The organism is Kineococcus aurantiacus (genome assembly GCF_013409345.1).
Classification (GTDB): domain Bacteria; phylum Actinomycetota; class Actinomycetes; order Actinomycetales; family Kineococcaceae; genus Kineococcus; species Kineococcus aurantiacus.
Map to the genome: position 1 here is coordinate 115,348 of NZ_JACCBB010000002.1, position 25,191 is coordinate 140,538.

16 protein-coding genes and 1 pseudogene are annotated in these 25,191 nt (G+C 68.4%); 2 read left to right on the forward strand and 15 right to left on the reverse strand.

Annotation, left to right across the window (positions count from 1 at the left end):
* Nucleotides 1-101: 101 nt before the first annotated feature.
* From BJ968_RS23490 to BJ968_RS23530, 9 genes and pseudogenes are all read right to left on the reverse strand, one after another.
* Nucleotides 102-1,388 (reverse strand): Glu/Leu/Phe/Val dehydrogenase dimerization domain-containing protein, encoded by a 1,287-nt coding sequence (locus BJ968_RS23490; protein WP_218886602.1) that lies wholly within the window; start codon nt 1,386-1,388, stop codon nt 102-104.
* Complete coding sequence (locus BJ968_RS23495; protein ID WP_179757361.1) at nt 1,378-4,380, reverse strand: FAD-binding and (Fe-S)-binding domain-containing protein; 3,003 nt, start codon at nt 4,378-4,380, stop codon at nt 1,378-1,380. Before BJ968_RS23495 ends, BJ968_RS23490 begins: the two co-directional genes overlap by 11 nt.
* Before the next feature lie 125 nt (nt 4,381-4,505).
* Nucleotides 4,506-5,465, reverse strand: coding sequence for a sugar ABC transporter substrate-binding protein (locus tag BJ968_RS23500; RefSeq protein WP_179757363.1), 960 nt, complete (start codon nt 5,463-5,465; stop codon nt 4,506-4,508).
* Nucleotides 5,466-5,578: 113 nt separating this feature from the next.
* Entirely contained in the window at nt 5,579-6,577 is a 999-nt protein-coding gene (locus tag BJ968_RS23505; protein ID WP_218886603.1) for an ABC transporter permease subunit, read from the reverse strand.
* Nucleotides 6,574-7,437: an ATP-binding cassette domain-containing protein gene (locus BJ968_RS23510; protein ID WP_179757365.1), complete on the reverse strand. Its 864-nt coding sequence runs from the start codon at nt 7,435-7,437 to the stop codon at nt 6,574-6,576. The genes BJ968_RS23505 and BJ968_RS23510 overlap by 4 nt, the downstream gene beginning before the upstream one ends.
* Before the next feature lie 367 nt (nt 7,438-7,804).
* A pseudogene (locus BJ968_RS23515) lies at nt 7,805-8,770 on the reverse strand (integrase core domain-containing protein).
* Between the two features lie 553 nt (nt 8,771-9,323).
* Nucleotides 9,324-10,364 carry an NAD(P)-dependent oxidoreductase gene (locus BJ968_RS23520; RefSeq protein WP_218886604.1) on the reverse strand — a complete coding sequence of 347 codons (1,041 nt, stop codon included), beginning with the start codon at nt 10,362-10,364 and terminating at the stop codon, nt 9,324-9,326.
* The gene (locus BJ968_RS23525) at nt 10,361-12,121 is read right to left on the reverse strand and encodes an IlvD/Edd family dehydratase (protein WP_179757367.1); all 1,761 of its coding nucleotides are present in this window, start codon (nt 12,119-12,121) and stop codon (nt 10,361-10,363) included. The genes BJ968_RS23520 and BJ968_RS23525 overlap by 4 nt, the downstream gene beginning before the upstream one ends.
* A gap of 60 nt (nt 12,122-12,181) precedes the next feature.
* Entirely contained in the window at nt 12,182-12,946 is a 765-nt protein-coding gene (locus tag BJ968_RS23530) for an SDR family oxidoreductase (protein WP_218886605.1), read from the reverse strand.
* A gap of 187 nt (nt 12,947-13,133) precedes the next feature.
* On the opposite strand from BJ968_RS23530, the gene BJ968_RS23535 reads away from it, so the two are divergent.
* Together BJ968_RS23535 and BJ968_RS23540 are read left to right on the forward strand one after the other, a co-directional pair.
* A complete protein-coding gene (locus BJ968_RS23535) occupies nt 13,134-14,282 on the forward strand; it encodes a Gfo/Idh/MocA family protein (protein WP_179757369.1) in 1,149 nt (382 codons plus the stop codon).
* A complete protein-coding gene (locus tag BJ968_RS23540) occupies nt 14,279-15,382 on the forward strand; it encodes a Gfo/Idh/MocA family protein (protein ID WP_343078296.1) in 1,104 nt (367 codons plus the stop codon). Before BJ968_RS23535 ends, BJ968_RS23540 begins: the two co-directional genes overlap by 4 nt.
* Before the next feature lie 164 nt (nt 15,383-15,546).
* Here the strand turns inward: BJ968_RS23540 and iolG are convergent, their stop codons facing one another.
* The 6 genes from iolG to BJ968_RS23570 form a co-directional block, all read right to left on the reverse strand.
* Nucleotides 15,547-16,554, reverse strand: a complete 1,008-nt coding sequence (gene iolG, locus BJ968_RS23545) for an inositol 2-dehydrogenase (protein WP_179757444.1) — start codon at nt 16,552-16,554, stop codon at nt 15,547-15,549.
* Nucleotides 16,555-16,870: 316 nt separating this feature from the next.
* The gene (locus tag BJ968_RS23550; RefSeq protein WP_179757371.1) at nt 16,871-18,226 is read right to left on the reverse strand and encodes an NAD-dependent succinate-semialdehyde dehydrogenase; all 1,356 of its coding nucleotides are present in this window, start codon (nt 18,224-18,226) and stop codon (nt 16,871-16,873) included.
* A 161-nt stretch (nt 18,227-18,387) separates the two neighbouring features.
* Complete coding sequence (gene iolD, locus BJ968_RS23555) at nt 18,388-20,343, reverse strand: 3D-(3,5/4)-trihydroxycyclohexane-1,2-dione acylhydrolase (decyclizing) (RefSeq protein ID WP_179757373.1); 1,956 nt, start codon at nt 20,341-20,343, stop codon at nt 18,388-18,390.
* 127 nt (nt 20,344-20,470) lie between these two features.
* Complete coding sequence (locus BJ968_RS23560) at nt 20,471-22,024, reverse strand: PucR family transcriptional regulator ligand-binding domain-containing protein (protein ID WP_179757375.1); 1,554 nt, start codon at nt 22,022-22,024, stop codon at nt 20,471-20,473.
* 32 nt (nt 22,025-22,056) lie between these two features.
* Nucleotides 22,057-23,208, reverse strand: coding sequence for a Gfo/Idh/MocA family protein (locus tag BJ968_RS23565; protein ID WP_179757377.1), 1,152 nt, complete (start codon nt 23,206-23,208; stop codon nt 22,057-22,059).
* 221 nt (nt 23,209-23,429) lie between these two features.
* Nucleotides 23,430-25,190, reverse strand: coding sequence for a hydantoinase B/oxoprolinase family protein (locus tag BJ968_RS23570; RefSeq protein WP_179757380.1), 1,761 nt, complete (start codon nt 25,188-25,190; stop codon nt 23,430-23,432).
* Nucleotide 25,191 lies beyond the last annotated feature (1 nt).

Consider the following 25,191-nt stretch of genomic DNA (forward strand, 5'->3'; position numbering starts at 1 on the left):
GTCACACGACTCGGTGCACCTCTACACCAAACGGACGTTAGGTCATTTCCTCAATAGTGGCTCCGCGGGGTGATGCAGATCACCAAGGGTGGGTCGTCGGCTCACGGGTACAACCCGCGCAGACGGTGCGCCTCCGCCACCCGGCCGACGGCGAGCGCCGTGGCGGCAGCGCGCAGGCTCAAGCGGCGGTCTGCGGCGAAGCGAACCACCTGCTCCCACGCCGAGAGCATGCGTGCTTCCAGGCGCGACTCCACCTCGTCGGCGCTCCACCAGTAGGTCTGGTTCGACTGGACCCACTCGAAGTACGACACGATCACGCCACCTGCGTTGGCCAGGATGTCGGGGACGACGAGGACGCCGTGGTCGGCGAGGACTTGATCAGCCGCCGTCGTCGTGGGCCCGTTCGCACCTTCGACCACCACGCGGGCCTGCACTCGGTGGGCGTTGCCCTCGTGGATCGCCCCCTCCAGGGCCGCCGGCACCAGCAGCTCCACGTCGAGCTCGAGCAGCGCCTCGCGTTCCAGCTCGTCCGAGCCCGGGGCACCGACCACGCTGCCGGTGACGTCCAGGTGCCGAACGACCGCGGCGATGTCGAGGCCGCCGTCGTGGTGCACCGCCCCGTACTGGTCGCTCACAGCGATGACGCGCAGCCCCGCCTCGGCGAGGAAGCGTGCTGCGTCACGGCCCACCTTCCCCATGCCTTGGACCGCGACTCGAGCACCCCGTCGCGCGATGCCGGCGTGCTGCAGGGCAGCGAGCGCAATGTGGGTCACGCCGCGGCTGGTGGCGGACGCGCGTCCCAGGGACCCCCCGAGCTCCAGCGGCTTGCCGGTGACCACGCCAGGGACCGTGTACCCCGAGTTCACCGAGTAGGTATCCATGATCCAGGCCATGGTGCTCTCGTCGGTCCCCACGTCGGGGGCAGGGATGTCGCGCTCAGGGCCGATGACGGGCAGGATCTCACTGGTGTACCGCCGCGTCAGGCGTTCCAGCTCGGCGCGGGAGTGGTCACGGGGTTGGATCGCGATACCGCCTTTGGCCCCACCGTAGGGGACGTCGAGCAGCGCCGACTTCCACGTCATCCACATCGCCAGCGCACGTACCTCGTCCAGGTCCACCGTCGGGGCGTACCGCAGCCCGCCCTTGGCCGGGCCGCGGGAGAAGTTGTGCTGCACCCGGTGGCCGATGTACAGCTCCACATCGCCGTTGTCCAGCCGTAGGGGAACGCTAACGGTCACTTCCCGCCGCGGGTGTGCCAGCAGCCGGTAAGTGCCCTCGGACAGACCCAGGTGCGACACGGCCTCGGCAAGCTGTCGGCGTGCGTCCTCCAGCGGAGCGGCACGCACCGGCGCGGGGGGCGTCCTGAGGATGTTGGTGTCAGTGCTCACGGTCAGGTCCTTCTGCGGTCGGTCGTGGTCGTTGGGTGGCGGGGCTGGCTTCCGCATCGGGAGACGGTGCGGGGTCGAGCATCGACGCCAGGTGACTACTGCCACGGAGTGCGTCGATCTGGCTTACCTGCATGGCGCAGCTGAAACCGTCGGTGAGTACTGGTGCCTCGGCTGCGCTGGACAGGGCCGGCGCGATCGAGTGTGCGGCCACCTGCATGGACGTGTCGAAGTGCTCGGCCTCGAACCCGAAGTTCCCGGCGACACCGCAGCAGGAGGAGGAGGTGGTCACGTCCGCGACCCCCCACGTCGCCAGGACCCGGCGCTGGGCTTCGGAGCCGAAGACGGCGTGCTCGTGGCAGTGCACCTGCAGCACGGCACGCTGCGGCGGTGTCGCGCTCGGTCGCCAGCCTCGGGCCAGTGCCTCGTCCACGGCGGTGGCGAAGGACCGCACGCGGGCGGCCACCCGCTGCGCGGCCTCGCCCCCGACGAGCTTGGGCGCCTCATCACGGATCGTGGCCGCGCAGCTGGGCTCGAGCACCACGATGGGACGGTCGGTTCCGTCGTCGAAGCGTTCGACCAGCCGCCGCAACCGGCGCCTGGCGCCGTCGCGCTGCCCCGTGGAGATCCAGGTCAGTCCGCAGCAGGCCTCGGGGGTGCATCCCACGGACGCTCCCGTCTCCTCCAGGACCCTGGCCGCAGCGGGGATGACTTCTGGACGGAAGGCGCGGGTGAAGCTGTCGGCGAAGACGAGCACCTCGGCGTGGTCGTTGAAGTCGGCTTCGCGGAGGTGCCGCCGCCTCACTCGGGCGGGGACGAAGGCGGGTAGGCGGCGCCGGGAGCTGATGCCCAGCCGCTCCCCCAGCCGGCGTGCCAGGGGCACCCGTGCCCCGACGTTGGCCAGCGGCGCAATCTGGGTCAACAGCGGCAGCCACCGCGGGAGCCAGCCGATCGTGTAGTGCGTGAAGGGTCGCAGCCGGCCGCGGTAGTGCTCATCGATCAATTGCGACTTCGCCTCGGCGATGTCCACGCCGGTCGGGCAGTCGCTCGAGCACGCCTTGCAGGACAGACACAGATCGAGCGCCTCCCGCACTTGTGGCGTCGACCACCCGCCCAGGTTGCTCCCCTGGGTGCGAGTCAGCTCCTGCAGGACGCGTGCCCTGCCCCGGGTGGAGTCCTTCTCATCCTTCGTGGCCCGGTAGCTGGGGCACATGAACCCGCCGGAGGTGGCTCGGCACCGTCCTACCCCGATGCAGGCGTGGCTACTGCCTGCGAACGCGGCCGCCGACAGCTCGCCGCGAACGGGCAGCTCAGATCCCACCTCGACGATCTTGCCGCCCAGCTGCCCTGAGCTTCCTGCACCTCGGGGGTGGTCGGCCTCGGGCAGTCCGTGCAGCGCCAGGTCGGCCGAGAAGGAGACCGGGTCGACGATGATGCCGGGGTTCAGCGTGCCTTGCGGGTCCCAGAGCCGCTTGAACTCTCCGAACAGGTCGATCACCTCAGGCGAGTACATGATGTCCAGCAACTGGCTGCGTGCCCGCCCGTCACCGTGCTCACCGGACAACGAGCCTCCGTGCGCCACGACCAGCGCGGCGGCCCGCTGGGTGAACTGCTCGAACGTTGCGCGGCCGGCTTGGCTGCGCAGGTCGAAGTCGAGTCGCATGTGCACGCAACCAGCTCCGAAGTGACCGTAGGTGAAGGCGGTGTACCCGTGCTCGCTTACGAGGGTGAGCAGCGCGGCGAGGTAGTCGGCCAGTCGCTCGGGAGCCACCGCCGAGTCCTCCCAGCCGGGCCAGGTCTGTACCCCGTCCACGCGGCGTGAGGACAGTCCTGCTCCGTCCTCGCGCACGCGCCACAGTTTGGCCCGCTCTTGAGGGGCGGTGACGATCGTGTGGTCGAGGACGCGGCCATCGCGGCGCAGCACTTCCAGCAGGCGCTCGCACTCGGCCGCAGCCACGGCGATGGTGTCGGCCGAGAACTCGACCATGAGGTACGCATTGCCTCGCGGCAGGGAGTCGACGCTGTCCGCACCGCGCCGGTGTCGCATGATCTCCACGATCGAGGAGTCCAGCCCCTCGATCGCCGTGGGGCTGGTCGCGAGGATGGACATCACGTCCCGTGCCGACTCGACGGTGTCTTCGTAGCCGAGGCACAGCAGCGCGGTCGTGCGGGGTCTGGGTACGAGAGCGACGCGGGCACGGACGAGCACCGCGCACGTGCCCTCGCTACCGGCGAGGGCGCGTGCGAGGTGGAAGCCGTTCTCCGGCAGCAGCTCGCCCAGGTGGTACCCGGACACCTGGCGCGGGATGGTCTGCAGTTCCTGTCGGATCGTCGCGAGGTTGTCGCGCGCCAGCTGCCGCAGGTCGGTCTCCAGTTGGGCTGCTCGCTGGACCGAGGTGACGTCGGACGGGTCGACGGCGCGGATCGTGCCGCGACCCGCGCGCAGGTGGGCGCCGTCGGCGGTCACGAGCTCGACTTCGAGGACGTGCTGGGTCATCCGGCCGTAGGCCACCGAGTGGTTGCCGCAAGCGTCGTTGCCGATCGAGCCGCCGATCGTCGCTCGGGACAGGGACGACGGGTCGGGCGCGAAGGTCGACTTGCCGCCTGATACCTGTTCGACGGCGTTGCGCAGCTCTCCGAGTACGACTCCGGCGTCTACCCAGACCGTCTGCGTCTCGGCGTCGACCTCGTCCGTGGTCGTCATCCACCGGGACAGGTCGAGCACGACGCCTTCGCCCACGGCGTTGCCAGCCATCGAGGTACCACCCCCGCGGGCGACCACGGGTACGCCGGTGTCTGCACATGCCCGGACCACCTCGCGCACCTCCTCCACGGTGCGCGGGAATGCCACCGCCGCCGGGCTGACCCGGTAGTTCGAAGCATCGTAGGAGTACTCCCAGAGCCGTCGGGAGGAATCGTCGACCTCGATGCTCCGAAGTCTCAGCGCCTCGACGAGCCCGCCGAGGTCAGCTGCGGTTCCAGTGGTGATCGGCATCTCGTGCTCTCCATTCCGGTGGACCGCCGACAGCCTACGAACGGCGATCACCGGTTGGCTGTCCCACATCGACACGTCCGCCGGGCAGCGACCGCGCGGTCGCTGCCCGGAGGTCGGTGACGGCGCTACCCGGCGAAGTTCGCCGCGTTGTCCTTGGTGATCAGCTCGAACGGCAGCGTGTACCGGTCCTCGACCTCCTGCCCCTTGAGGAACTGCGTGGCCACGTCCACCGCCTTCTCTCCTTGTCCTTGCGAATCCTGGCGGATCGTAGCCGTCATGGCACCGCCCTGGATGGCCTCCACGGCAGCCGGCGTCCCATCCACTCCGACGACGGCCTTGAACTCGGACGTGCGACCGGCGTCGGTGACAGCCGAGGCGGCGCCGATCGCCATCTCGTCGTTGTTGGCGACGAGGGCGACGATCTCGCCGGCACCGAATCGCTGCAGGACGTCCTCCATGTTGCGCTTGGCGTCGTCCCGGCTGCCCTTGGCCTGGAATTCGGCGACGACCTTGATGTCCGGGTCGATCTTTTCCTCGAACCCCTTCTTGCGTCGATCGGTCCAGGACGCGCCGTAGGTGCCGGCGGCGAAGACGATGTCTCCCCCATCGGGCAGGGCTTGGTTGAGGTAGTCAGCTTGCATCTGGCCGGCGAGCGTGTCGTCGACGCCGATGTAGCTCTCGTAGTCGACGGCGGCTCCTTCGGCGAACTCCGTCGACAAGATGAACAGCGGGATGCCCGCCTCGGTGACGCGCTGCGCGGCGGTCTGGCTCGCTTCGCCGTCCAGTGGCTGCAGGATGATGGCGTCGACCTGCCGTGTGATCAGGTCTTCGACCTGGTTGAGCTCACTGCCGACGTCTTTCTTGGAGTCGGTGACGTCCAGCGCCACACCCTGGGTCGAGGCTTCCTGCTCCATGGCCTTGGTCATCAGGGCCAGGTCGGGGTCCTGCAGGTCCAGTACGACGACACCGACGGTGTAGGAGCCTTCGGTCCCGCTCTGAGTGCTCGCCGCTGAGCACCCAGACAGCGTCAGAGCTCCGATCGCCAGCACCGCGGCAGCCGCGGAGCGGCTTCGCTTCGTCTCCATGGTCGTTCCTCCAGTCGTAGCTCAGTAGTTGCGCTTCGGTGCCTCAGTGCTTCAGTGCTTCGGTGCCTCGTCGTTCGGGTGATCGGACGGTCCGGGCGATTCAGGCCGAACGGTCAGTCGGACTTCCACCGGTTGAGCAGGACGGCGAGGACGAGGATCACTCCCTGTACCCCTTGCTGGTAGTACGAGGACACGCCCAGCAGGTTCATCCCGTTCATCACCACGCCCAGGAGCAGAACACCCAAGACGGTGCCGCGGATGGTCCCGACTCCACCGAACAGGCTCGTGCCGCCGATGACCACTGCGGCGATCACCTGCAGCTCATAACCCGTACCGGCGACCGGAGCTGCACCGTTGAGCCGAGCGGTCAGCACCAACCCGCCGAGCGCAGCCATCAGCCCGCCGATGAGGTAGACGGTGAACAGTACGCGGCGGACCGCGATGCCGACCTTCTTCGCAGACTCCTCGTTGCCTCCGACGGCGTAGACGTGTGATCCGAACTTGGTTCGGCTCAGCACGAACTCGCAGATCAACGCTGCGAGCAGGAACATCAGGACCGGGACGGGGACCGGCCCGATGAATCCCGAGCCGAGCCACTCGGCCGGTTCGCTGAGGCCGGAGACGACTTGTCCGTCAGTGATGACCAGTGCGCCGGTGCGGGCGATGGCCATCGTGGCCAGGGTCGCGAGGAAGGGCAGGATCTTGCCCCAGACCACCAGGGCCGAGCTGAGGAAGCCGACCAGCAGACCAACTGCGGCTCCGGCCAGCAGAGGCAGGACGAAAGCCGTGCCTGAAGCTGGGGCGAGCAGGGCGTAGACGAGGCCGGCCAATCCGACGACCGACCCCACCGAGAGGTCGATACCAGATGTGATCATGATGAAGGTCATGCCCAGCGCGACGACGCCAATGATCGACGACTGGCGTACGACGTTGATCATGTTGTTCAGCGACAGGAAGTTGGGCGCGGCGATGGTGAGGGCGATGACGATCAACGCGAAGAAGACGAGGATCCCGTAGTCGCCGACGAAGCGCTTGACCCTGGTGGACCTGGCGGAGTCGTCCAGCTTGGCTTTGCCCAAAAACAGCGGAAGTCGTTCCAAAGTCGATGTCACGAGAGGTTCCCGAGGGTCGATCCGGTCGTGGTTGCGGACGTGCTGCCGATCTTGCGACGGTGTTCAGCAGCGTCGATGCCCGAATCGAGGTGATCTTCGATCGTCCCGTGCGAGATGAGCTGCGCCACCTGGGTCTCCGTCACCTCGCCAGTCCTGAAACGGCCGACGACCTGCCCTTGGCGCATCACCGCGAAGCGGTCGGCGACGGCGAAGGCCTCGTCGAGGCGGTGGGTGATGATGATGACGGCGATACCCAGGTCCTTGAGGCGCTGGGTGACTTCGATGAGCTTGTCCACCTTCGCCACGGACAGGTTCGCCGTCGGCTCATCCATGATGATGAGCCGCGCATCGAAGGCCAGGGCGCGTCCGATGGCCACAGCCTGCCGCTGACCGCCGGAAAGTCGTCGCACTTTCAGCCGCGGATTGATGGGAATATCGAGGCGCTCCAGGACGCGGTTCGTCTCGTGCTCCATCTTCTTGCGGTCGATGACGCTCAGGAAAGGGCCCAGTAGCTTCTTCTGCGGTTCACGGCCGAGGAAGACGTTGGTGCGGACGTCTAGATTGTCCGCCAGGGCGAAATCCTGGTAGACCATCTCGATCCCTTTGCTCCGGGAGGCCGAAGGTGTCGGGAAGTGGGTCGAGGTCCCGTCGAGTTCGATGCATCCGTCGTCGGGCTGGTGGACGCCGGTGAGGATCTTCATGAGCGTGGACTTGCCGGCGGCGTTGTCGCCCAGCAGGGCGAACGTCTCGCCCGGGAGAACGTCGATGCTGACCCCGCGCAAGGCGGTCACCGCGCCGAACGTCTTGTGGATGTCGCGCAGCGCGACGAGGGGTCGGGTGGCAGGTGGAGCGTCGGTCATGGCATCCTCGTGATCGATAGATTCCCGGCCTAGCAACGCACTGGTGCGGAGATCACCGTCCCGGTGGGCAACACCTGATACTGCAGAGCATTGCGGGAGCGTCACCGTCGACTGCGAACCCGGTCACCAGTTCGATGCGTTCGAGTGTGACCACCGCGAAAGAAGGCCGGGTGTGCCAGTTCTGCACACTTCGCGTCCTGGGGCAGGTAGATCCACCGTCCGGTGCCGACAGGTCACTGCCACGTTTCACGGACGTTGCGAGGACGTTTCGATGAGCCGTCAGCGTGCCGCCTGCACAGGCTGGCTCGTGGTGATCCGCAGCGGTGCTGGTCGGTCGTGTGCGAGGATCGTGCGGCACTCCATCGTCCTAGGGGTACTGACCACTGAGGTCGGTGACGCGCGAAGCAGGTGGTCGCCGGCCGAGGGCGGTGTGGTGCCGGTGGTGGTTGCAGAGGTGCAGCCAGGTCGGCAAGGCGCGGCGACGGGCGGCCTCGGAGGAGTAGGGGCGGTCGCGGGCCCACTCGGTGGCCAGGGTCCGGTGGGAGCGCTCGATCGTGCCGTTGTTCTGTGACCGATGCGGCCGGGTCTGCTTGTGGACGGTGCCCGTTGCGGCCAACGCGGCGGCGAAGTCGCCGAGCGGTCGTTGGCGCCGTTGTCCATTCGGCAGCAGGCGGTGGTGATGCCGCACCCGGTGAACCAGGCGTTGGCCTGGGCCCGGATCGTGGCCGTGGTGGAGCCCTCCTCGTCGGGAAGGACCTCGGTGAAGGCTAGGAGGTGGAGGTCGTCCACGACGGTTCGCGTTGCCGCGGCCATGAAATCGCCAGCCGCCGCCGCCAGTGGTGACGCTGAGCCCTTTCACGTCGATGTGCACCAGATGTCCTGCGGTGGCGTGCTCGTAGCGTCGGACTTCGCGGCGGATGCGCTGACGGTCGCTCAGACCGACGTCGCACAACCTGGGCAGGTCCTCCCGGGCGATGCCGACGGCGACGGTCGAGACGGGCAAGCCCAGCTCGGGTCCGATGCGGACTGGTCCTCAAGCGCGGGTGGTGCGCAGGTGCACCACTTTGTTCCCGCCGCCTGCGGGGTCCGCGTCGGACTGCGGTGCGGTCAAGAGGACCGCCCGACCAGCCCGGGTTCTTCACGACGGCCGGCAGCGCCCAGCTCAAGCAGGCGCTCGGTGCAGCGGGCGGCGGTGGGTCAGGAGACCGGGGGGTCTCCCGCTCGGGAGGGCGAAGCGTTCGGCAGCCCGACGGATGGGCCAGCGTTCACCGATGATGAGCTGAGTCAACTCGAGTCTCCCGACGGGGGCCAAGGCGGCGTTGCGATGGGGCACGAGGACCTCCGAGTGGCATGCGTGGGGTCGCCCTCAGCAGCTCCACACTGCCGTCGGAAGTCCTCCCTCCGCTCGGACTGGGCCAGTCCGGGCGTGTCGCCAACGTCCATGGTCAGGACAACCAGGTCACTGGCGGAGTGGGTCTACCAGCGCGGACCCGCCTCAAGGCATCACCAGCAGCCCGACGGCCCCCACCTACGGCGCCGGCGGTCCGCGACGGAAGCCGCCTCAAGCTCCCTCAACCGCCGGCCCCGAAGGGACGCCCCTCGTACGAGGTCGTCTTTAGTGACAGCGCAGGAGAAGCGGCAGGGCGAGGTGACCGCCTCGACCAGCTGTGGAGCCGCCCGGAGACGGTCGTCCAGGGAGAGTTGCTGCCGGTGACGACGACCGCCGGTCGAGCGCCTCGCGCGCCGCGACAGACGGCTGCCCACCCGCTTGGCGTCCGCGCCGCTGCGGGAGCGCTCCGGTCAACCCCCACCGAGCCACCGCGCCGGTGAGTGCCCGCACCCGATGAGGCGACGCTCCGACCCCCGGCGCGAGGAGCTCCGGAGGCTCAGTGACCGGTTGAGGCCGGCGCCGTGGCTCCTAGACGGCGCAGGTCGACGACGTCCTGCAACGGCTGGCCAGCCTTCCAGCGACGCAGGTTGTCCACGAACCGGTCCACGACACGGCCACGCCAGCCCACCAGGTCGCCCGAAGCGTGCGGCGACACCAGGACGTTGGAGCGGCTCCAGAAGGGATGCTCGGGGGGCAGTGGTTCCTGTTCGAAGACATCGAGCGCCGCACCACCGAGGTGGCGGCCGTCGATCGCGGCCAGCAGGTCGTCCGCCACCACGACGGCCCCCCGACCGACGTTGACCAGCCGAGCACCCGAACGCATCAGCCCCAGCTTGCGGGCGTCGAACAGCCCTCGTGTCTCCTCGGTCAACGGCAGCGTCAGAACGACGTCGTCAGCCAGCGGGAGCAGGTCGTCGAGGTCGGTGATGGCTCGGACCCCACCGAGCTCAGCGTCCTCGCGAGCGCTGCGTCCGACCACGGTGACGTCCATGCCGGCCGCCCGCAACAGCAGGACAGTCTCGCGCCCCACCGGACCGGGACCGGCGACCAGGACGCGGCGACCCTGGATCGCTTCGGTCTCCCGATGCTGCCAACTGTGTCGGGACTGCAGCTCGATGGTGCGACGCAGGTCCTTGGTGAACAGCAGGAGCACGCCGAGGATCCACTCGGCGATGGGACGCTCGCAGACCCCGCGGGTGTTGCTGGCCACGATGTCGCTGTCGATGATCGATGCGGTCAACAGCGGGTCCATCCCGATGCTGGAGGTGTGGATCCAGCGCAGTCGACCAGGCCCCACCTCCCGCAACAAGGTGCTGCGGAAGTCGTTGAGGAAGAGGATCTCCGCGTCCTCCTGGGCCGCTCGCAGCTCCCCGGACGTGCGCACGACGGTGAGGTCCGCTTCGGCCTCGGCCGCAGCCAGTGGAGGCACCACCCCGTCGCGGGGGACAACGACGATCGCCTTGGGTCGGGACATCCTCGCACCGTCGCCCACTGCCGCTTCGACCGCCTCGGTCTTCCCCAGGTCCGCGCCGCTCACCAGCCCCCCTGCCATCCGCTCGTCAGGCCGTGAGGCAGTCGCTGCGGCTCCTCGTCCGGCAGCTTCTGCAGGAAGTCGAAGTCGCAGCCCTCATCGGCTTGGGTGACGTGGTCGACGAAGAGCTTGCCGTAGCCGCGACGGTACTTCGGCGCCGGTGGGACGGCTTCGGCCAGTCGACGCTCGATCTCATCCTGAGGCACTTCCAAGTCCAGTCGCTGCTCCTGCACGTCGAGCAGGATGTGATCGCCGTCGCGCACGGCCGCCAGCGGACCCCCGACGGCCGCCTCCGGCGACACGTGCAAGATCGTCGTGCCGAAGGCGGTTCCGCTCATGCGGGCGTCGGAAATTCGTACGATGTCGCGTACGCCCTTGCGCAGCAGACGTTCGGGGATCGGCAGCATGCCCCACTCGGGCATGCCGGGGGCACCGGTCGGGCCGCTGTTGCGCAGCACGAGCACCGAGTCCTCAGTGATCTCCAGGTCGGGGTCGTCGATGCGGCGCCCGAGGTCGTAGATGTCCTCGAAGACGACTGCGGGGCCACGGTGCTTCAGCAGCTCGGGCGAGGCCGCACTGCGCTTGATGACTGCGCCCTTGGGAGCCAAGGAACCACGGACGACAGCGATGCCGCCTGAGGTGTCGAACGGTTCGGACAGCGTACTGATGACATCACCGTCGGGTGCGGGCGCGTTGCGGTACCCATCCGACAGGCTCTCGCCCGTCACGGTGATCGCACCAGCGTGCAGCAGCGGGTCGAGTTCCTTGAGCACGGCCGAGATGCCGCCGGCGTTGAACAGCTGTGCGATGAGGTGCTCACCCGACGGCCGGACGTTGGCGATGCGCGGTGTGCGCTGGGAGATCTCGTGGAACCTGTCGAGCTGCAGTTCGTAGCCGACGCGACGGGCCAGCGCGAGCAGGTGGATGACCGCGTTGGTCGATCCGCCGACGGCCATGAGGAGGGTGATGGCGTTGTCGAAGGCCTGCTCGGTGAGGACGTCGCTCGGTCTGGGCCCTCCGGACAGCGCCATCTCCACCGCACGCCGGCCGGTGGCTTCAGCGGCGGAGGCTCGGCGCGCGTGGACGGCGGGGATCGAGGCAGTGCCGGGCAAGCACATGCCCAGCGCCTCGACGATCGAGGTCATGGTCGAGGCGGTACCCATCTCGCTGCAGTGTCCCGCAGTCGGCTTGGCGCTCGCCTCGAGCTCGTTGAAGTCGTCCTGGGTGATCGTGCCCGCCCGCAACTCGTCGGCGTACTTCCAGGTGTCCGTCCCGACACCCAGCTGCTTGCCGCGGAAGTAGGCCGGCTCCTGCGGGCCGCCGGTCAGCATGATGGTCGGAACATCCGCGCTGGCCGCACCCATGAGTTGGGCCGGTACCGTCTTGTCGCAGCCGCCGAGCAGGACGATGGCGTCGAGTGGGTACGCCCGGATCGACTCCTCCACGTCCATCGCCATGAGGTTGCGGAACTGCATCGCGGAGGGCTTCATCAAGCTCTCGCCGAGCGAGATGGTCGGGAACTCCAACGGCAGGCCACCGGCCATCAACACACCGCGCTTTACCGCGTCGGCGAGCATCTTGAAGTGGATGTTGCAGTTCACCAGCTCCGACCAGGAGTTGGCGATGCCGACGACGGGCCGGTCCTTGATGGCGAACTTCGAGAAGCCCTCCGCCTGGATCGCAGTCCGGTGGATGAACCCCGTGAGGTCGTGCGGCCCGAACCACCGCGCGCTGCGGAGGTCGCTGGGCTGTTGCTCGGACATGCCTTCGTGCTCCTTGTACCGATCCGTCCACCACGCGGCGCGCAATGGGTGAGTGTCAAGTCAGGCGGCGGAGGTGCCACCATCCAGGGCCATGGAGGTGCCCGTCGCGAACGTGCCGTCGACGGCCAGGAACCAGATGGCCCGGGCGACCTCCTCCGGTGAGGCCAGCCGGTTCAGTGGGACGGTCGCCTCCTTCTCGCGCAGCGACGCGACCGGGTTCGCTGGGTCGAGTCCTGCACGCAGCATCGGCGTGTCGATCGGCCCAGGACACACCACGTTCACTCGCACCGCCGGCGCCAGCTCCACGGCGAGCGCACGGGTCAGACCGACGACTCCAGCTTTGGCTGCGCAGTAGTGCGCCAGGCCGGCGACCCCCATGTCGGCCAGGTCGGAGGCCACGTTGACGATGGCACCGCCAGCTGCTCGCAGGTGCGGCACGGCCTGCCGGCAGACGTGGAAGGTTCCCGACAGGTTGGTGTCGAGCACCTCGCGCCACGCCGCGTCGTCCAACAGCTCGAGGGGTGCCGAGCCCGCGACTCCTGCTGCGTTGACCACGACGTCGAGACCACCGAGCACGGTCGCGGCCGCGCTGACGCCAGCCGCGACAGAGCCGGGGTCGCTGACGTCGGTCCGGAAGGGGTGCGCGCTCCGACCGAGGTCATCGACCACCCGGCGCAGCTGCTCCTCGCGTCGTCCAAGGAGCGCGACCTTGGCGCCGCGCCGGGCGAAGAGTCGAGCCGTGGCCTCTCCCACGCCGGACGTGGCACCGGTTACCAGAACGCGTAGCTGTTCCGGTTCGGCGTCGAAGGCCGTCTCGCCAATCACCGCTGTCCTCCTCTGAGTCCGCGAATGGTCGGATCCATTGCAACAGGGTCACCGTCACGGTGGATGTTCCAGATTGAGACAACGGCGTCGGTCGCGCAGTTCCTAGGCTGGCGGGCAAGGACGCGGGCGCCGACGGCAGGCCGTGCGGTAGCCGCGCCGGGATTTAGCCGAACACCGAGGAGTCGCCATGCCCAGCCAGAACAGCATCGGAGTCGGTCTCATCTCTGTCGGGGTGATGGGGCGGCTGCACGCGCGTTCTTACCTGCAGAGCTCGCAGTTCTTTCCCGAGCTACCTCGCCGCGCCGAGCTCGTCGTCGCCGCCGATCCCGACGCAGGCGGCCGCGCCTACGCCTCGGACGCCCTTGGCTTCCGCGAGACGACCACCGACTACCGCCAGCTCCTCGCCCATCCTGACGTCGATGTGGTGTCGATCTGCTCACCGCCCTTCTTGCACCACGAGATGGCACTGGCGGCAGTCGAGGCTGGCAAGCACTTCTGGATCGAAAAGCCGATGGGACGCAGCGCTCGGGAGTCTAGGGATATCGCCGAGCGGGCCGGTGCGGCCGGCCTGTTCACCGGTGTCGGGTTCAACTACCGCCATGCCCCGGCTGTGGCGGAGGCACGGCGGTTGATCCGCACCGGTGCACTGGGGCGCATCACCAATTTGCAGCTTCGCATGATCACTAGCTACGCCTCCGACCCGGCGCAACCCTTCACCTGGCGGTACGAGGAGGCGCAGGCCGGGTCGGGTGCCCTCGCCGACGTGCTCAGCCACGGCTTCGACCTCGCCCAGTTCCTGGTCGCACCGATCAAGTCGGTCAGCTCGGTGACCGAGCGGTTCATCCCCAAGCGGACCGTGCCCGGCACGGGGGAGACCCGTGAAGTTGAGAACGAGGACTACGCCGCGGTGCTCGCCCGCTTCGAGGGGGGCGTCGTGGGCGTCCTGGAGACCACACGCGTCGCCGTGGGGCCGCACGCTGAGTACATCGTCGAGGTGTACGGCACCGAGGGCTCTTTGCGCTGGAACTTCGACCGCATGAATCAGCTCGAACTTGCCGACGACGGCTCGGGGTACCGCACCATCATGACGCCCACCTCCTACGGCGAGTTCGGGCGGTTCCAGCCCAATGCCGGGCCGGGCATCGGGTTCAACGACCTGAAGACGATCGAGGCGGCCCTGTTCCTGCGCTCGGTCGCCGAGGGTCGCCAACTGGCCCCCTCGGCGGCCGATGGGTGGTCGGCCGCCGAGATCGTGGACGCGGCGCTGCGCAGCGCCGCTTCGGGCGAGTGGGTCGACGTCCCGGTCGTCTCCGGCTCCCTGACGACCCAGGCGTGAGCGGCGTGGGCCGGCAGCAGTCCACGAGCGGTCGATCGCGCGCGCTCGAGGACCTGTCGGCCTGCTCGCCGCCGGTGACCTTCGCCCTCGTCGGGTACGGGGAGGGCGGGCGGTACTTCCACGCCCCCGTGATCGCTGGTGCCGCCGGCGCCCGACTGGGCTTCATCGTGACTGGCAGCCCTGAGCGCAGCGCCCAGGCGGCGGCCGAGCACCCGCAGGCCGAAGTGGTGCCATCGCTGGCGGAGGCCGTCGCCGCGGGGGCGCAAGCCGTCGCCATCTCGACCCCGGTGGCAACGCACTCGCAGCTGACCGACCAAGCCATCGCTCTGGGAGTGCCTACCGTCTGCGACAAGCCGTTCGCCTTGGACGCCCGCGCCGCGCGAGCCAGCGTGCAGCGTGCACGCTCCACGGGTGTCCTGCTCAGCCCCTGCCAGAACCGACGCTGGGATTCCGACTTCAGAACGTTGCGGCGCGTGTTGGCCAACGGCGAGCTGGGGCAGGTCACGCGCCTGGAGTCCGCGCTGGAGCGCTGGGCCCCTGCCGAGCCGGTCATCGCTGGCGGTGGCTTGCTGCGTGACTTCGGCACGCACCTGGTGGACCAGGCGCTGGTGCTCTTCGGGCCGGTCGAGTCCGTCGCGGCGCAGACCAGCGGAGGCGATGGCTGTGAGCGCGAGGCGCGCCTGCAGCTGCAGCACGTGAACGGTGTGGTCAGCGAGCTGTCCGCGTCGCTGGTGCAGCCGGCTCCCGCGCCCCGGTACCGCCTCACCGGGACTGCTGGCAGCTTCGTGCTCGAGGCGCCGCTGGACGTGCAGGAGGCGCTCTTGTTGGCCGGGCGCACTCCTGGTGTTGAAGGCGATGCCTGGGGTGTCGAGCCGCCCAGCCGCTGGGGGGCGGTGGTGCTGGGTGATGGGCCCGCGCGCCGGGTGCCGAGCGAGCCCGGCCGTTGGCCGGACTTCTACGCCGCTTTCGCCCGCGCGGTTCGCGGTCGAGGGCCCGTCCCGGTCGACCCGGCGGACGCGATCGCCACGTGCGAAATCTTGGACGCCGCTCGCCGGGCGGCCCGCAGCGGCGCAACGGTGCGACTGCCCACTCACGCGTAGCCGACCGCTGGGTCGACCCGCGGGTCGGCCCGCGGGTCGGCGCAAGGTCGGCGTGGAGTCGGCGTGCCGGTCATGGGACCGAAGAAGGGCCGGACAGTCTCCACGTCCGGCCCTTCTCGTCACCACGACCCGAGCGACCGTCCCCCTGGCGGTCCCGGATCGCCTCAGCCGTCGATGCGCACCACCGCACCGTCGGCCGCCGATCGGCGGGCGGCGTCGGCGATCACCAGTGCCGCGCGCCCGTCCTCGAACGTCGGACTCGTGGACTTTCCTCCCCGGGCCAGTTCGACAAACTCGGCCAGCTCCTGGGCGTACGCGGTGGCGTAGCGTTCCAGGAAGAACTCCACGTACGGCCGTCTCGCCTCCACGGCCCGGGCAGTCGAGACACTCACCAGACTGGAGGGTGCGTTGGACACCGTGAGCGAGCCTTCAGCACCCACGACCTCCAGACGCTGGTCGTACCCGATCCGGCTACGTCGGGAGTTGGTGATGGTGGCGATGGCCCCAGAGGCAGCGCGCAGCACGACGACGACGCTGTCGAAGTCACCGTGTTCGCGAGCACCCTCGTCGAACAACTGAGCGCCCGTCGCGCTGACCTCCACGATGTCGCCGAGGAAGAAGCGAGCCATGTCGAAGTCGTGGATCGTCATGTCGCGGAAGATTCCGCCGGAGACCGCGATGTACTCAGCCGGCGGCGGCCCCGGGTCTCGGCTGACGATCGACAGGTGCTCCGGCTCACCGATCTCCCCCGCCGCCACCCGCGCCCTCGTCTCCGCGAAAGCCGGGTCGAAGCGCTGGTTGAATCCGAGCGCGACAGGCACCTGGCTGGCCGCCACCTTCGGACGCAAGGCATCGACCTTGGCGATGTCTAGATCGATGGGCTTCTCGCACAGCACCGGCAACCCCGCGTCCAGGCAGGCCTCGATGAGGGCGACGTGAGTCGGGGTGGGAGACGCGACGACCACTGCGTCCAGCTCACCCGAGGCCAACAGCCGCTCAGGTGAGTCCGTGGCCCTTCCTCCGTGTCGGGACGCCACCGCCTCGGCGCCCCCGACGAAGGGGTCAGCGACCCAGGCGAGCGTCGTGTCCGGGTTGGCGGCGATGCTCGCTGCGTGGACCTGGCCGATGCGGCCAGTGCCAATCAACCCGAAACGCAAAGGATCTTCCTGCATATCCACCTCCGTAGGTTCGTGGATCGGTGCTCCATGACCAGGGTGTTCCCGCTCGCAGAGCCTGACGTGTACCAAGGCGAGACAGCGCACTGGGGCGGCGCGCATCGGGCTAGGGTGCAGACCGCATCGGCCACGAAGTCGGAGTTGCTCCTATGGCTGGACTCGCCCGTTGCCAGGAGGAGAGCCCCTGCGCGAACGTCACGTCGCCAGTCGACTCGCCACCCGTCTGACTCGGCCCAGGCACGGGATGCCGCACCCACGGCTGGAGCGCCGCGGGGGCTCGAGGTCGACCCCGATCCCCCGCGGCGTAGGCGTCCTACTGCGCGAAGCGGAAGAGCTTCTTGTTCGCGAACTCCAGCATGCCCACCTTGCCCAGCTCGCGGCCATAGCCCGACTTCTTGACGCCGCCGAAGGGTACGTCGGGACCACCGATGCCGGCGGCGTTGATGAACACCATGCCGGTCTCCAGCTGACTGCCTACGCGCTCAGCCCGCGCCAAGTCCTGGCACATGATGACCGATCCGAGCCCATAGGGCGAGGAGTTGGCCAGCTCAATGGCTTCCTCGTCACTGGAGACGCGGTACAGCTGGGCGACGGGACCGAACAGCTCTTCGCTGTAGACGTCCATGCTCGGCGTGACGCCGCCGATGACGCTCGGCGTGTACACGTTGCCGCGAGGTGCGTTGTCACCCACCAGGAGGTCTGCACCCTGATCGAGTGCGGCCTGGACCTGCGCGGCCAGCGTCCGGGTGGCCGATTCCGACGAAAGGGGCCCGTAGTCACCGTTCTCGTACGACTGGGCACCGATGGCTGCCGTGAACTTGGCAGCGAACTCGTCGAAGTACTCATCCAGGACGACGACGCGCTTGGAACCCATACAGCTTTGACCGGTGTTGTCCATCCGGCCGGCCACGGCGTGCTTCACGGCGTTGTCCAAGTCGGCGCCATCGAGCACGAGGAAGACGTCGGAACCACCGAGCTCGAGGACGCACTTCTTCAAGGCCCTACCCGCCTGCTCGGCAACGATCGCACCGACGCGCTCGGATCCGGTGAGGGAGACACCCTGCACCCGGTCGTCCGCGATGACGGTCGACAGCTGAGCGTGACTGGCGAAGACGTTGACGTAGGCGCCCTCGGGGAAGCCGGCGTCGTCGAACAGTTGCTGCAACGCCAGCGCCGATTCGGGGCACTGACTGGCGTGCCGCAGGATGATCGTGTTGCCCAGGATCAGATTGGGTACCGCGAATCGGGCGACCTGGTAGTAGGGGTAGTTCCACGGCATGATACCCAAGACCACGCCGATCCCCTGGTAGCGGAAGAAGCTCCTTAGGCCATCGGCGGTGTGCAGCTCCTCATCGGCCAGCCACTCCTCGGCGTTGTCGGCGAACGCGGCGCAGATCTTGGCGGAGAACTCGATCTCCCCGATGCCCTGGGACAAGGGCTTGCCCATCTCCCGGTTGATGATCTTGGCCAGCTCGTCCTGACGCTGGCTGAACAGCTCCGAGAGCCGGCGGGCAAGGGCGGCGCGCTCGCGGACGCTAGTGCGACGGGCCCATCCCTGGTAGGCGGCGTGGGCCGAAGCCAGCGCGGCTTCGACCTGCTCGTCCGTGCTCTCGGGGTACTCAGCGAGCTGTTGGCCCGTGGCCGGGTCGGTGACGGTGAACGTTCCCATTCGTAGTCCTCCTCGATCACTGTGCGCTTCCTGCACCCGGCGGTCCTGCCCGGTCGCCGAAGCCGACCGGCGAGCCGGTCGCGTGTCCTGGCTCCGGCGGCGGCAGCCGACGCTGCCGCCCCCGGGTGGGCCGCCGGTGGATCCCGGCGGCGCGGGGCAGGTCAGGCCTGGCCGTCCGGTACGGTCGTCGTCCCGTAGTACCGCTGACGCTGGCGCCCTTGGCGGTGCTTAGCACCACCTTCCAGCGTCTCCGGACGCTGGGAGGTCATGGCCGCCCCGACGTCCCAGAAGGCACCGTTGCCCGTAAGGAAGCGCCACGGCTCCACGTGCGCGACGATCACCGCCGGCCGGTCCTCGACCGCGCGCGCCTCCTTCAGAGCCAGCGTGAACTCCTCGATCGTCTTCGTCGTCCAAGAGGCCGCCCCGAAACTTGCGGCGTTCGCGGCGATGTCCACCGGAACGACCGCGCCGTCGAGTCGACCGGTCTGGGCGTTCGCCTCGCGCAGCTGGGTGCCGAACTCGTGGTCGGGGCCGCCCTTGGCGACCTGCAGCGGCCAGATGCACTGGTGTCCACTGTTGTCGACGATCACGACCGTGATCTTCTGCCGCAGCTGCACTGCAGTGATCAGCTCAGTCGGCTGCATGTAGTACGTGCCATCACCGATCAGGACGAAGACTTCACCCTCGGTGTCACCGCGACCCAGCTTGGCACCCAAACCAGCGGGGATCTCGTGGCCCATGCAGGAGTTGGCGTACTCAAAGTGGATCTCGGTGCCGTTCGAGGTGTCCCACGCCTTGTGAACGCCTTCGACGACGCCACCGGACCCCAGCACCAGGGTGTCGTGCCCGTCCACGTGTGCGTTCAGCTGAGCGATGACCTGAGCCTGGCTCATCAGTTCGCCGGGGAAGTCCTGCAGATCGTGCGCGAGGTTGTCGGCCGTGACCTGCTGGGCTGCGCTGACGGCGTCATTCCAGGTGGCGTCGGCGTGGTAGCCGACCGCCGCCAGACCTGTGTGCAGCGAGGTCAGGGACAGACGGGCATCGCCCACGACGGGGAAGGACCCCATCTTGTGCGCATCGAAGGAACTGACGTTCAGGTGTACGAAGCGCACGTCGGGGTTCTCGAACAGCGAGTGCGACGCGGTGATGAAGTCCTGCAGGCGGGTACCGACGCTGATCACGCAGTCGCTACGCTGAGCCAACTGGTTGGCGCCGACCGTGCCGGTGACCCCCACGCCACCGACGTTGAGGTCGCTGACCGGGCCGCTGCCTTTGCCGGCGTAAGTCTCGGAGACAGGGATGCCGAAGTCGTCGCTGAAGCGGGCGAGCTCCTCGGAGGCGGCCGAGTACCGGACGCCACCTCCGGCGATGATGAGGGGATGCTTGGCGTTGCGGATGATCTCGATCGCGCCGCTGATCTCGTCCTCAGCGGCCGGGCGGCGCCGGATGTGCCAGACCCGTGGGGTGAAGAACGCCTCGGGGAAGTCGTACTCCTCACCCTGGATGTCCTGCGGGAGGCAGACGACGACCGCTCCGGTCTCCACCGGGTCCGTCAGGACTCGCATGGCCTCCGGCAGGGTCGACAGCAGCTGCGAGGGGGTGGTGATCCGGTCGAAGTAGCGGCTGACCGGGCGGAAGCAGTCGTTCGCCGACACGTCCCGCTCGACGGGGTGCTCCACCTGCTGCAGCACCGGGTCACCCTTGCGGTTGTTGATGATGTCAGCGGGGAAGAGCAGGACCGGCAGTCGGTTGGTGGTGGCGGTGGCTGCCCCAGTCACCATGTTGGTCGACCCCGGCCCGGCGGAGGCGGTACATGCCAGGGTCGAGGCCCGGTTGTTGGCTCGTGCGTAGCCGATGGCCGCGTGGACCATCGACTGCTCGTTCTTGCCGGGGTAGAACGGGAAGTCGCTGCCGTACTCGTCGGTGGCCTGAGCCAACCCGACCGAGTTGCCGTGCCCGAAGATGCCGTAGAGGCCCGGGATCAGCCGTCGGCGGACCCCGTCGAGCTCGCTGTGCTGCACCTGCAGGTACTCGACGATCGCCTGCGCAACGGTGCGCCGGCGCGTGCCGGCGGGCGCCGCGTCGGTGCCGGTGTCGACGGCCGTTGTGCTGCTCATGCCTTCTCCTAGTCCGTGCTTCATCGTCGACTCGGTCGTGCGATGGGTTCTAGCGGCCAGCGTTCCACCGGCCGCGCGGATGGGGGTGTGCCAAATTGACACGAGGTCGTGAAGAGGGGGCAAGCGGTCAGGACCGGTCCATCAGCGGGGTCGCCACGGTGGCGAGCCACAGCTCGAAGAGATCACGGTAGGACTTCAGATCACGGTCGACGAGCTGCTCAATGCGCTTGAGCCGGTAGGTCAAGGTGTGCTCGTGAATGAAAAGCTCAGCCGCTGAGGGCCGTACCCGGCCCTGGTTCCGGAAGTAGACCGTCAAGGTGCGCAGCAGCTCGCCGTCGTTCTGAGCGTCGTACTCCATTAAAGGGCGCAAGACCGCGCCGGCCAGCTCCTTGATCGTCTGCACGTCAGGATTGAGCCAGCGGGCCAACCCCTGCTGCTGATCGGCCAGGACCACGCTTGGCTCAGCCGACTCGTTGGCCAGGGTGAGCGACCAGACGGCCTGCCGACGTAGTCGGGCCAGCTCGCCGGGGTCATCGCAACGGGAGCTGACGCCCAGGTCCACTGCCAAGTGGATGGCCATCTCACGCAGGTTGGGCTCGTCGCGGTCGACGACGGCCAACAAGACGCCTTGCCGAAGGAGCAGCAGGTGCGGGATGTCGCGGTCGCAGAGCCAGTCGCGGACCCACTGCTCGGGCACCAGGTGTCCCGTGCGTCCTGCGATGGCGAGCACGCGTAGGCCGCGGGAAGGGTCCAGCCCGAACCTGGACAGGCGCTTGCGGTGATCTTCGCTCGCGGCGGGGGCGTCCAGTGCGCTCGCCAGCAGCTCGCCGCCTTCACGGTGCAGCGCCTCCCGATGGCGCTGGTCGTCGATGGCGTCCAGCTCGGCGAGCGAGGCGACGTGTTGCAGGGCGGCCAGGCCTCCGGGGACCGCATCGGTCCGCTCGCGCCCGACGAGGTGGGCGGTGACCCGGTCGCCGACAACCAACGGTATGACGAAGCCGCCGGGGACGACCCGCAGCTCCTTCGAGGCTGCAGGCCTCGGGTCGAAGGCGAGGTCGTCGGGCATCCACGGCCACTGCGCGAGCAGAGGGCGACCGGCCGGGGACACGAGGGCCAGTCGGTAACCGGAGACCCGCTCCAGTTCGGTGTAGAACTTCACCACATCGCTGTCGGGACTGTTGCGCAGCCGCAGGGTCTCAAAGATCTGCAGGTGGCGCGACAGCCGGCTGCGGGCCGACCTGTCCCGCGCGTTGGCCACCAGGTGCGACAGCTCGACAAAGGGGATCTGCCGGGGGATGCGCAACACGGGGAAGGCTAGGCGGTCGGCGGTGGCCAGCAGCTCCGGCGTGAGCGTGGGGGATCGCGCACTGACGGCCAATCCAGCGAGGCGGTGCAGGGATAGCCGGGTGAGGTACTCGACCTGCTCATCGGGTTCGGCGGGGATGCCGAAGCCGTTGACGATGAGCAGCTCACCGCCTTCCAGCCACGGCCCCGGGTCGGCGAGCTCAGAGGTGTGCGTCCACAGCACGGCGTGGCGGGCACCATCGCCGCCGGCCATCAGCCGCAGCCCCAGGTGCGGCATGGCCACAAGGTCGGCGATGGTGAGGAAGTCCCGTTTGGGGGTGACTGCCGTCATCGGCGGCCCGGAAGCTGCTGTGGACGGCGTCGAGGTTGCGGACACGATCGACTCCGGTCATCCGGCGACAGGCGCGGTCAGTCGAACCGGTAGGGCTCGTGCGGTCCGACCGAAGGCAACGGGCGCGGTCGCTCACACGTGCTGTCCACGTCGACGTGCCGACCCTGGGTCGAGGATGCCTCGAAGGCCAGTAGGACCTCCAGGACGTGGTACGCGAACTGGCCACCGGTGCGCGGCTCGACACCCGTGCGAATGGCGTGGCCGAATTCCGCCAGACCAATGCCCCGATAGGCGTCGTCACGGTGAGTGATGGGCGTCTGACGCCAGTCGCCTCCCCCGGGCGGGGTCATGTCCAGCGCCAGGTCGCCGGGCTCGCCGCGGCGCAGCACCGGTGCGCCTGAGAAGTGATCCGGGTTCGGCGCGGCGATGGATCCACTGGTGCCGTAGATCTCCAGGTGGGGCAGGTTGTGGTTCCACACGTCCCAGCTGACGATCACGGTGGCGACCGCTCCGGACTCGAAGTCGATCGATCCGGTCACGTGCGTCGGCGTCTGGATGTCGATGACTCCTTCGTAGCCTCCGTCGCCGGTGGGACGTGGGCGGGTCTGCGAAGAGCGGGGCGTGCTGGCTGAGACACGCTGCACCGGCCCGAAGAAGTTGACCAGGTTGGTGATCAAGTAGGGACCGATGTCGAGCATCGGACCGGCCCCGGGGCTGTAGAAGGGATCCACGTTGGGGTGCCAGTGCTCGTATCCGCGGCAGGCGAAGGACCCGAAGGCGGCGACGGGTTGGCCGATCCAGCCGTCATCGATGAGCTTGCGACTGGTCTGCATCCCCGACCCCAGGAAGGTCGTGGGCGCGGACCCGGCGTGCACCCCAGCTGCCCGGGCAGCCTCGAGGACCTGCTGGGCCTCCGCCAGCGATGTGGCGAACGGCTTTTCCGACAGCACGTGCTTACCGGCCGCGATGGCCTGCAACGACACTGGGGCGTGGAGCTTAGGCGGGGTCAAGTTGAGCACGAGCTCGACTTCAGGGTCGTCGAGCAGCTCATCGGGTGTCAAGGCCTTGTCGATCCCGTACTGCTGGGCGCGACCCTTGACCGCTTCGGCGTTGACGTCAGCGAGTGCGACGATGCGAACGTCGGGGTGCACAGCGATCTTGTCCAGGTACTGGTTCAGGACGTTGCCGACGCCGACGATGCCGACCCTGATGGGTTCCACTTCACTCATTTCGTCCTACCTCTCGCCGTGCGGTGTCGCCGGTGTTGCCGGTGTTGCCGGTGTTGCCGGTGTCGCCGGTGTCGCCGGTGTCGGGTGACGCCGGGAACGCCTGACGTGCACCATCCTGCGTTGCGGTACTGGTTCTCGTGCGTCCCACAACGGGACACAGTCGCCGCGGCGGTCGTCGGCGGGCAGCTGGTGCCGGCGACCGCCGCAGCGAGGCTCGGTCTCTAGCGGGCGCCGACGCGCTCGCGACGCAGCTGCGCCGTGGCGACCTCGTCGATCTCGAGGTCGCTGATGACCACACCGTAGTCCTCCAGAGCGCCTCGAGCGCTGATGCGGCTTTCACGCAGGTCGTCTAGGACTGCCTCAGCATCACGCTCCAACGGGTCGCCGTAACCGCCGCCGCCGGGTGTTATGGACACGACCTTGTCGCCGCGGCGCAGGTCGTAGCGGCCTACCACGGGGATCTCGGTGCGGACACCGTCAGACCCTTCCACCCAGGTTTGCGGCCCAGCACCGCCGGCACCGCCGCGCACGCCCTTGGGGGGGTTGAGCTTGCCCTCGATGCCGTAGGTGATGGTCAAGTCGTCGTCGCGAGCTTCGAGGGTGACTCGAGTCGCGAGGCCGCCGCGCTGGCGGCCGGCGCCGCCGGTGTCGGCGACCAGGACCCGCTCATGGACCAGGATGGGGTAGCGCTGCTCGTCGACCTCGACGCTGTCGTGGTACAGCAAGGCACCGCACACCGGACGCTGGTAGGTGGGCCAGCCATCGACGTAAGGGGTGGCCGGTCCGCCCACACCGCCGACGAGGATCTGATTGACGTAGGCATTGCCGTTGCGCTCATCGATGCCGGAGATGACTGACTTGGCCGGAGCCTGACCGGAGGCTCCTTCGGCCGCCCCGTAGCCGTCCTCGATCTGAGAGAACGCGGACTGGACGATGTTGACGACACGGTCGGCCAGGTTGGTGGTGCCCGACGAGCACGAGTAGGGGTGCTTGGGAATGCCGACCGCGCAGCCTTCTCGCAGCAGGACCTCAAAGCGGCGGAAGGTACCCGCGTTGCTGGGCAGATTTTCCGGCAGGCCGGACAACACGCCGGCCAGAGCAGCACCGGTGGCCGTCGCCCGGGTGAGGTTCAGGCCGTTCGGCAGGTTGTCAGGGTTGTCACGCAGGTCGATCGTGACACGCCCCTCCTTCGGTTTGACCGAGACAGTGGCCTTTAGAGGCACACCCTCGGGGCCGGTTCCGGGGAAGGGGTCGTGAGTGCTGGTGCCGGTGATGACATACTCCGGCAGCGTCTCGACCGCGCTGACGGCGAGCCGCTCGGAGTAGTCGAACCAGGCTTGCACGAACTCGATCAAGACATCGGCGCCGAACTTCTCGGCGAGCTCCTGCACGCGGCGTTCAGCGATGCGCGAGGCACCCACGGAGGCCAGGTAGTCCCCGTACCACTGCTCGGGTACCCGGATGCGCGAGCGGCACATCCGGATGATGTCGTCAAGGTCGGTGTAGTCACGCTGGATCCTGACGCAGGGAAAGATCAGCGCACCTTCCTCGTAGACGTCTCGGGCGGTGGCGAAGAACGTCGTCGGAAGGGAGTTGCCGCAGTCGGCCTGGTGGGCCTTGGTGACTGCGGTGAAGAGGTGACGACCCTGCACGAAGATGGGCACGAGGATGACGTGGTCGGCTGCGTGCGAGTTGCCCAGGTAGGGGTCGTTGTGCAGGTAGGCGTCGCCTTCACGGATGTCGTCGTGCAGCGCCACCATGTCCTCACCCAGCGGGCCGGCGCCGAAGACGTGCACCGGTACGCCCTCAGCGGCCGCCAACAGCTGGTTGTCGGCGGTCAGCACGGCGCAGGAGAAGTCGCGGGCGGTGTTGATGACCGAAGAGCGAGCCGAGCGCAGCAGTCCGCTGGTCATCTCCCGGACGATGCCGTCGAAGGCGTTGGCCAGCACCGACAGCTTGACCGGGTCAAATTCGCGCGACACG

Coding starts and splice junctions, on each gene's coding strand:
- BJ968_RS23550 (WP_179757371.1), bottom strand. CDS start 18,226: ATGGGAACGTTCACCGTCACCGACCCGGCCACGGGCCAACAGCTCGCT.
- BJ968_RS23495 (WP_179757361.1), bottom strand. CDS start 4,380: ATGCCGATCACCACTGGAACCGCAGCTGACCTCGGCGGGCTCGTCGAG.
- BJ968_RS23500 (WP_179757363.1), bottom strand. CDS start 5,465: ATGGAGACGAAGCGAAGCCGCTCCGCGGCTGCCGCGGTGCTGGCGATC.
- BJ968_RS23525 (WP_179757367.1), bottom strand. CDS start 12,121: ATGTCCGAGCAACAGCCCAGCGACCTCCGCAGCGCGCGGTGGTTCGGG.
- BJ968_RS23535 (WP_179757369.1), top strand. CDS start 13,134: ATGCCCAGCCAGAACAGCATCGGAGTCGGTCTCATCTCTGTCGGGGTG.
- iolD (WP_179757373.1), bottom strand. CDS start 20,343: ATGAGCAGCACAACGGCCGTCGACACCGGCACCGACGCGGCGCCCGCC.
- iolG (WP_179757444.1), bottom strand. CDS start 16,554: ATGCAGGAAGATCCTTTGCGTTTCGGGTTGATTGGCACTGGCCGCATC.
- BJ968_RS23510 (WP_179757365.1), bottom strand. CDS start 7,437: ATGACCGACGCTCCACCTGCCACCCGACCCCTCGTCGCGCTGCGCGAC.
- BJ968_RS23565 (WP_179757377.1), bottom strand. CDS start 23,208: ATGAGTGAAGTGGAACCCATCAGGGTCGGCATCGTCGGCGTCGGCAAC.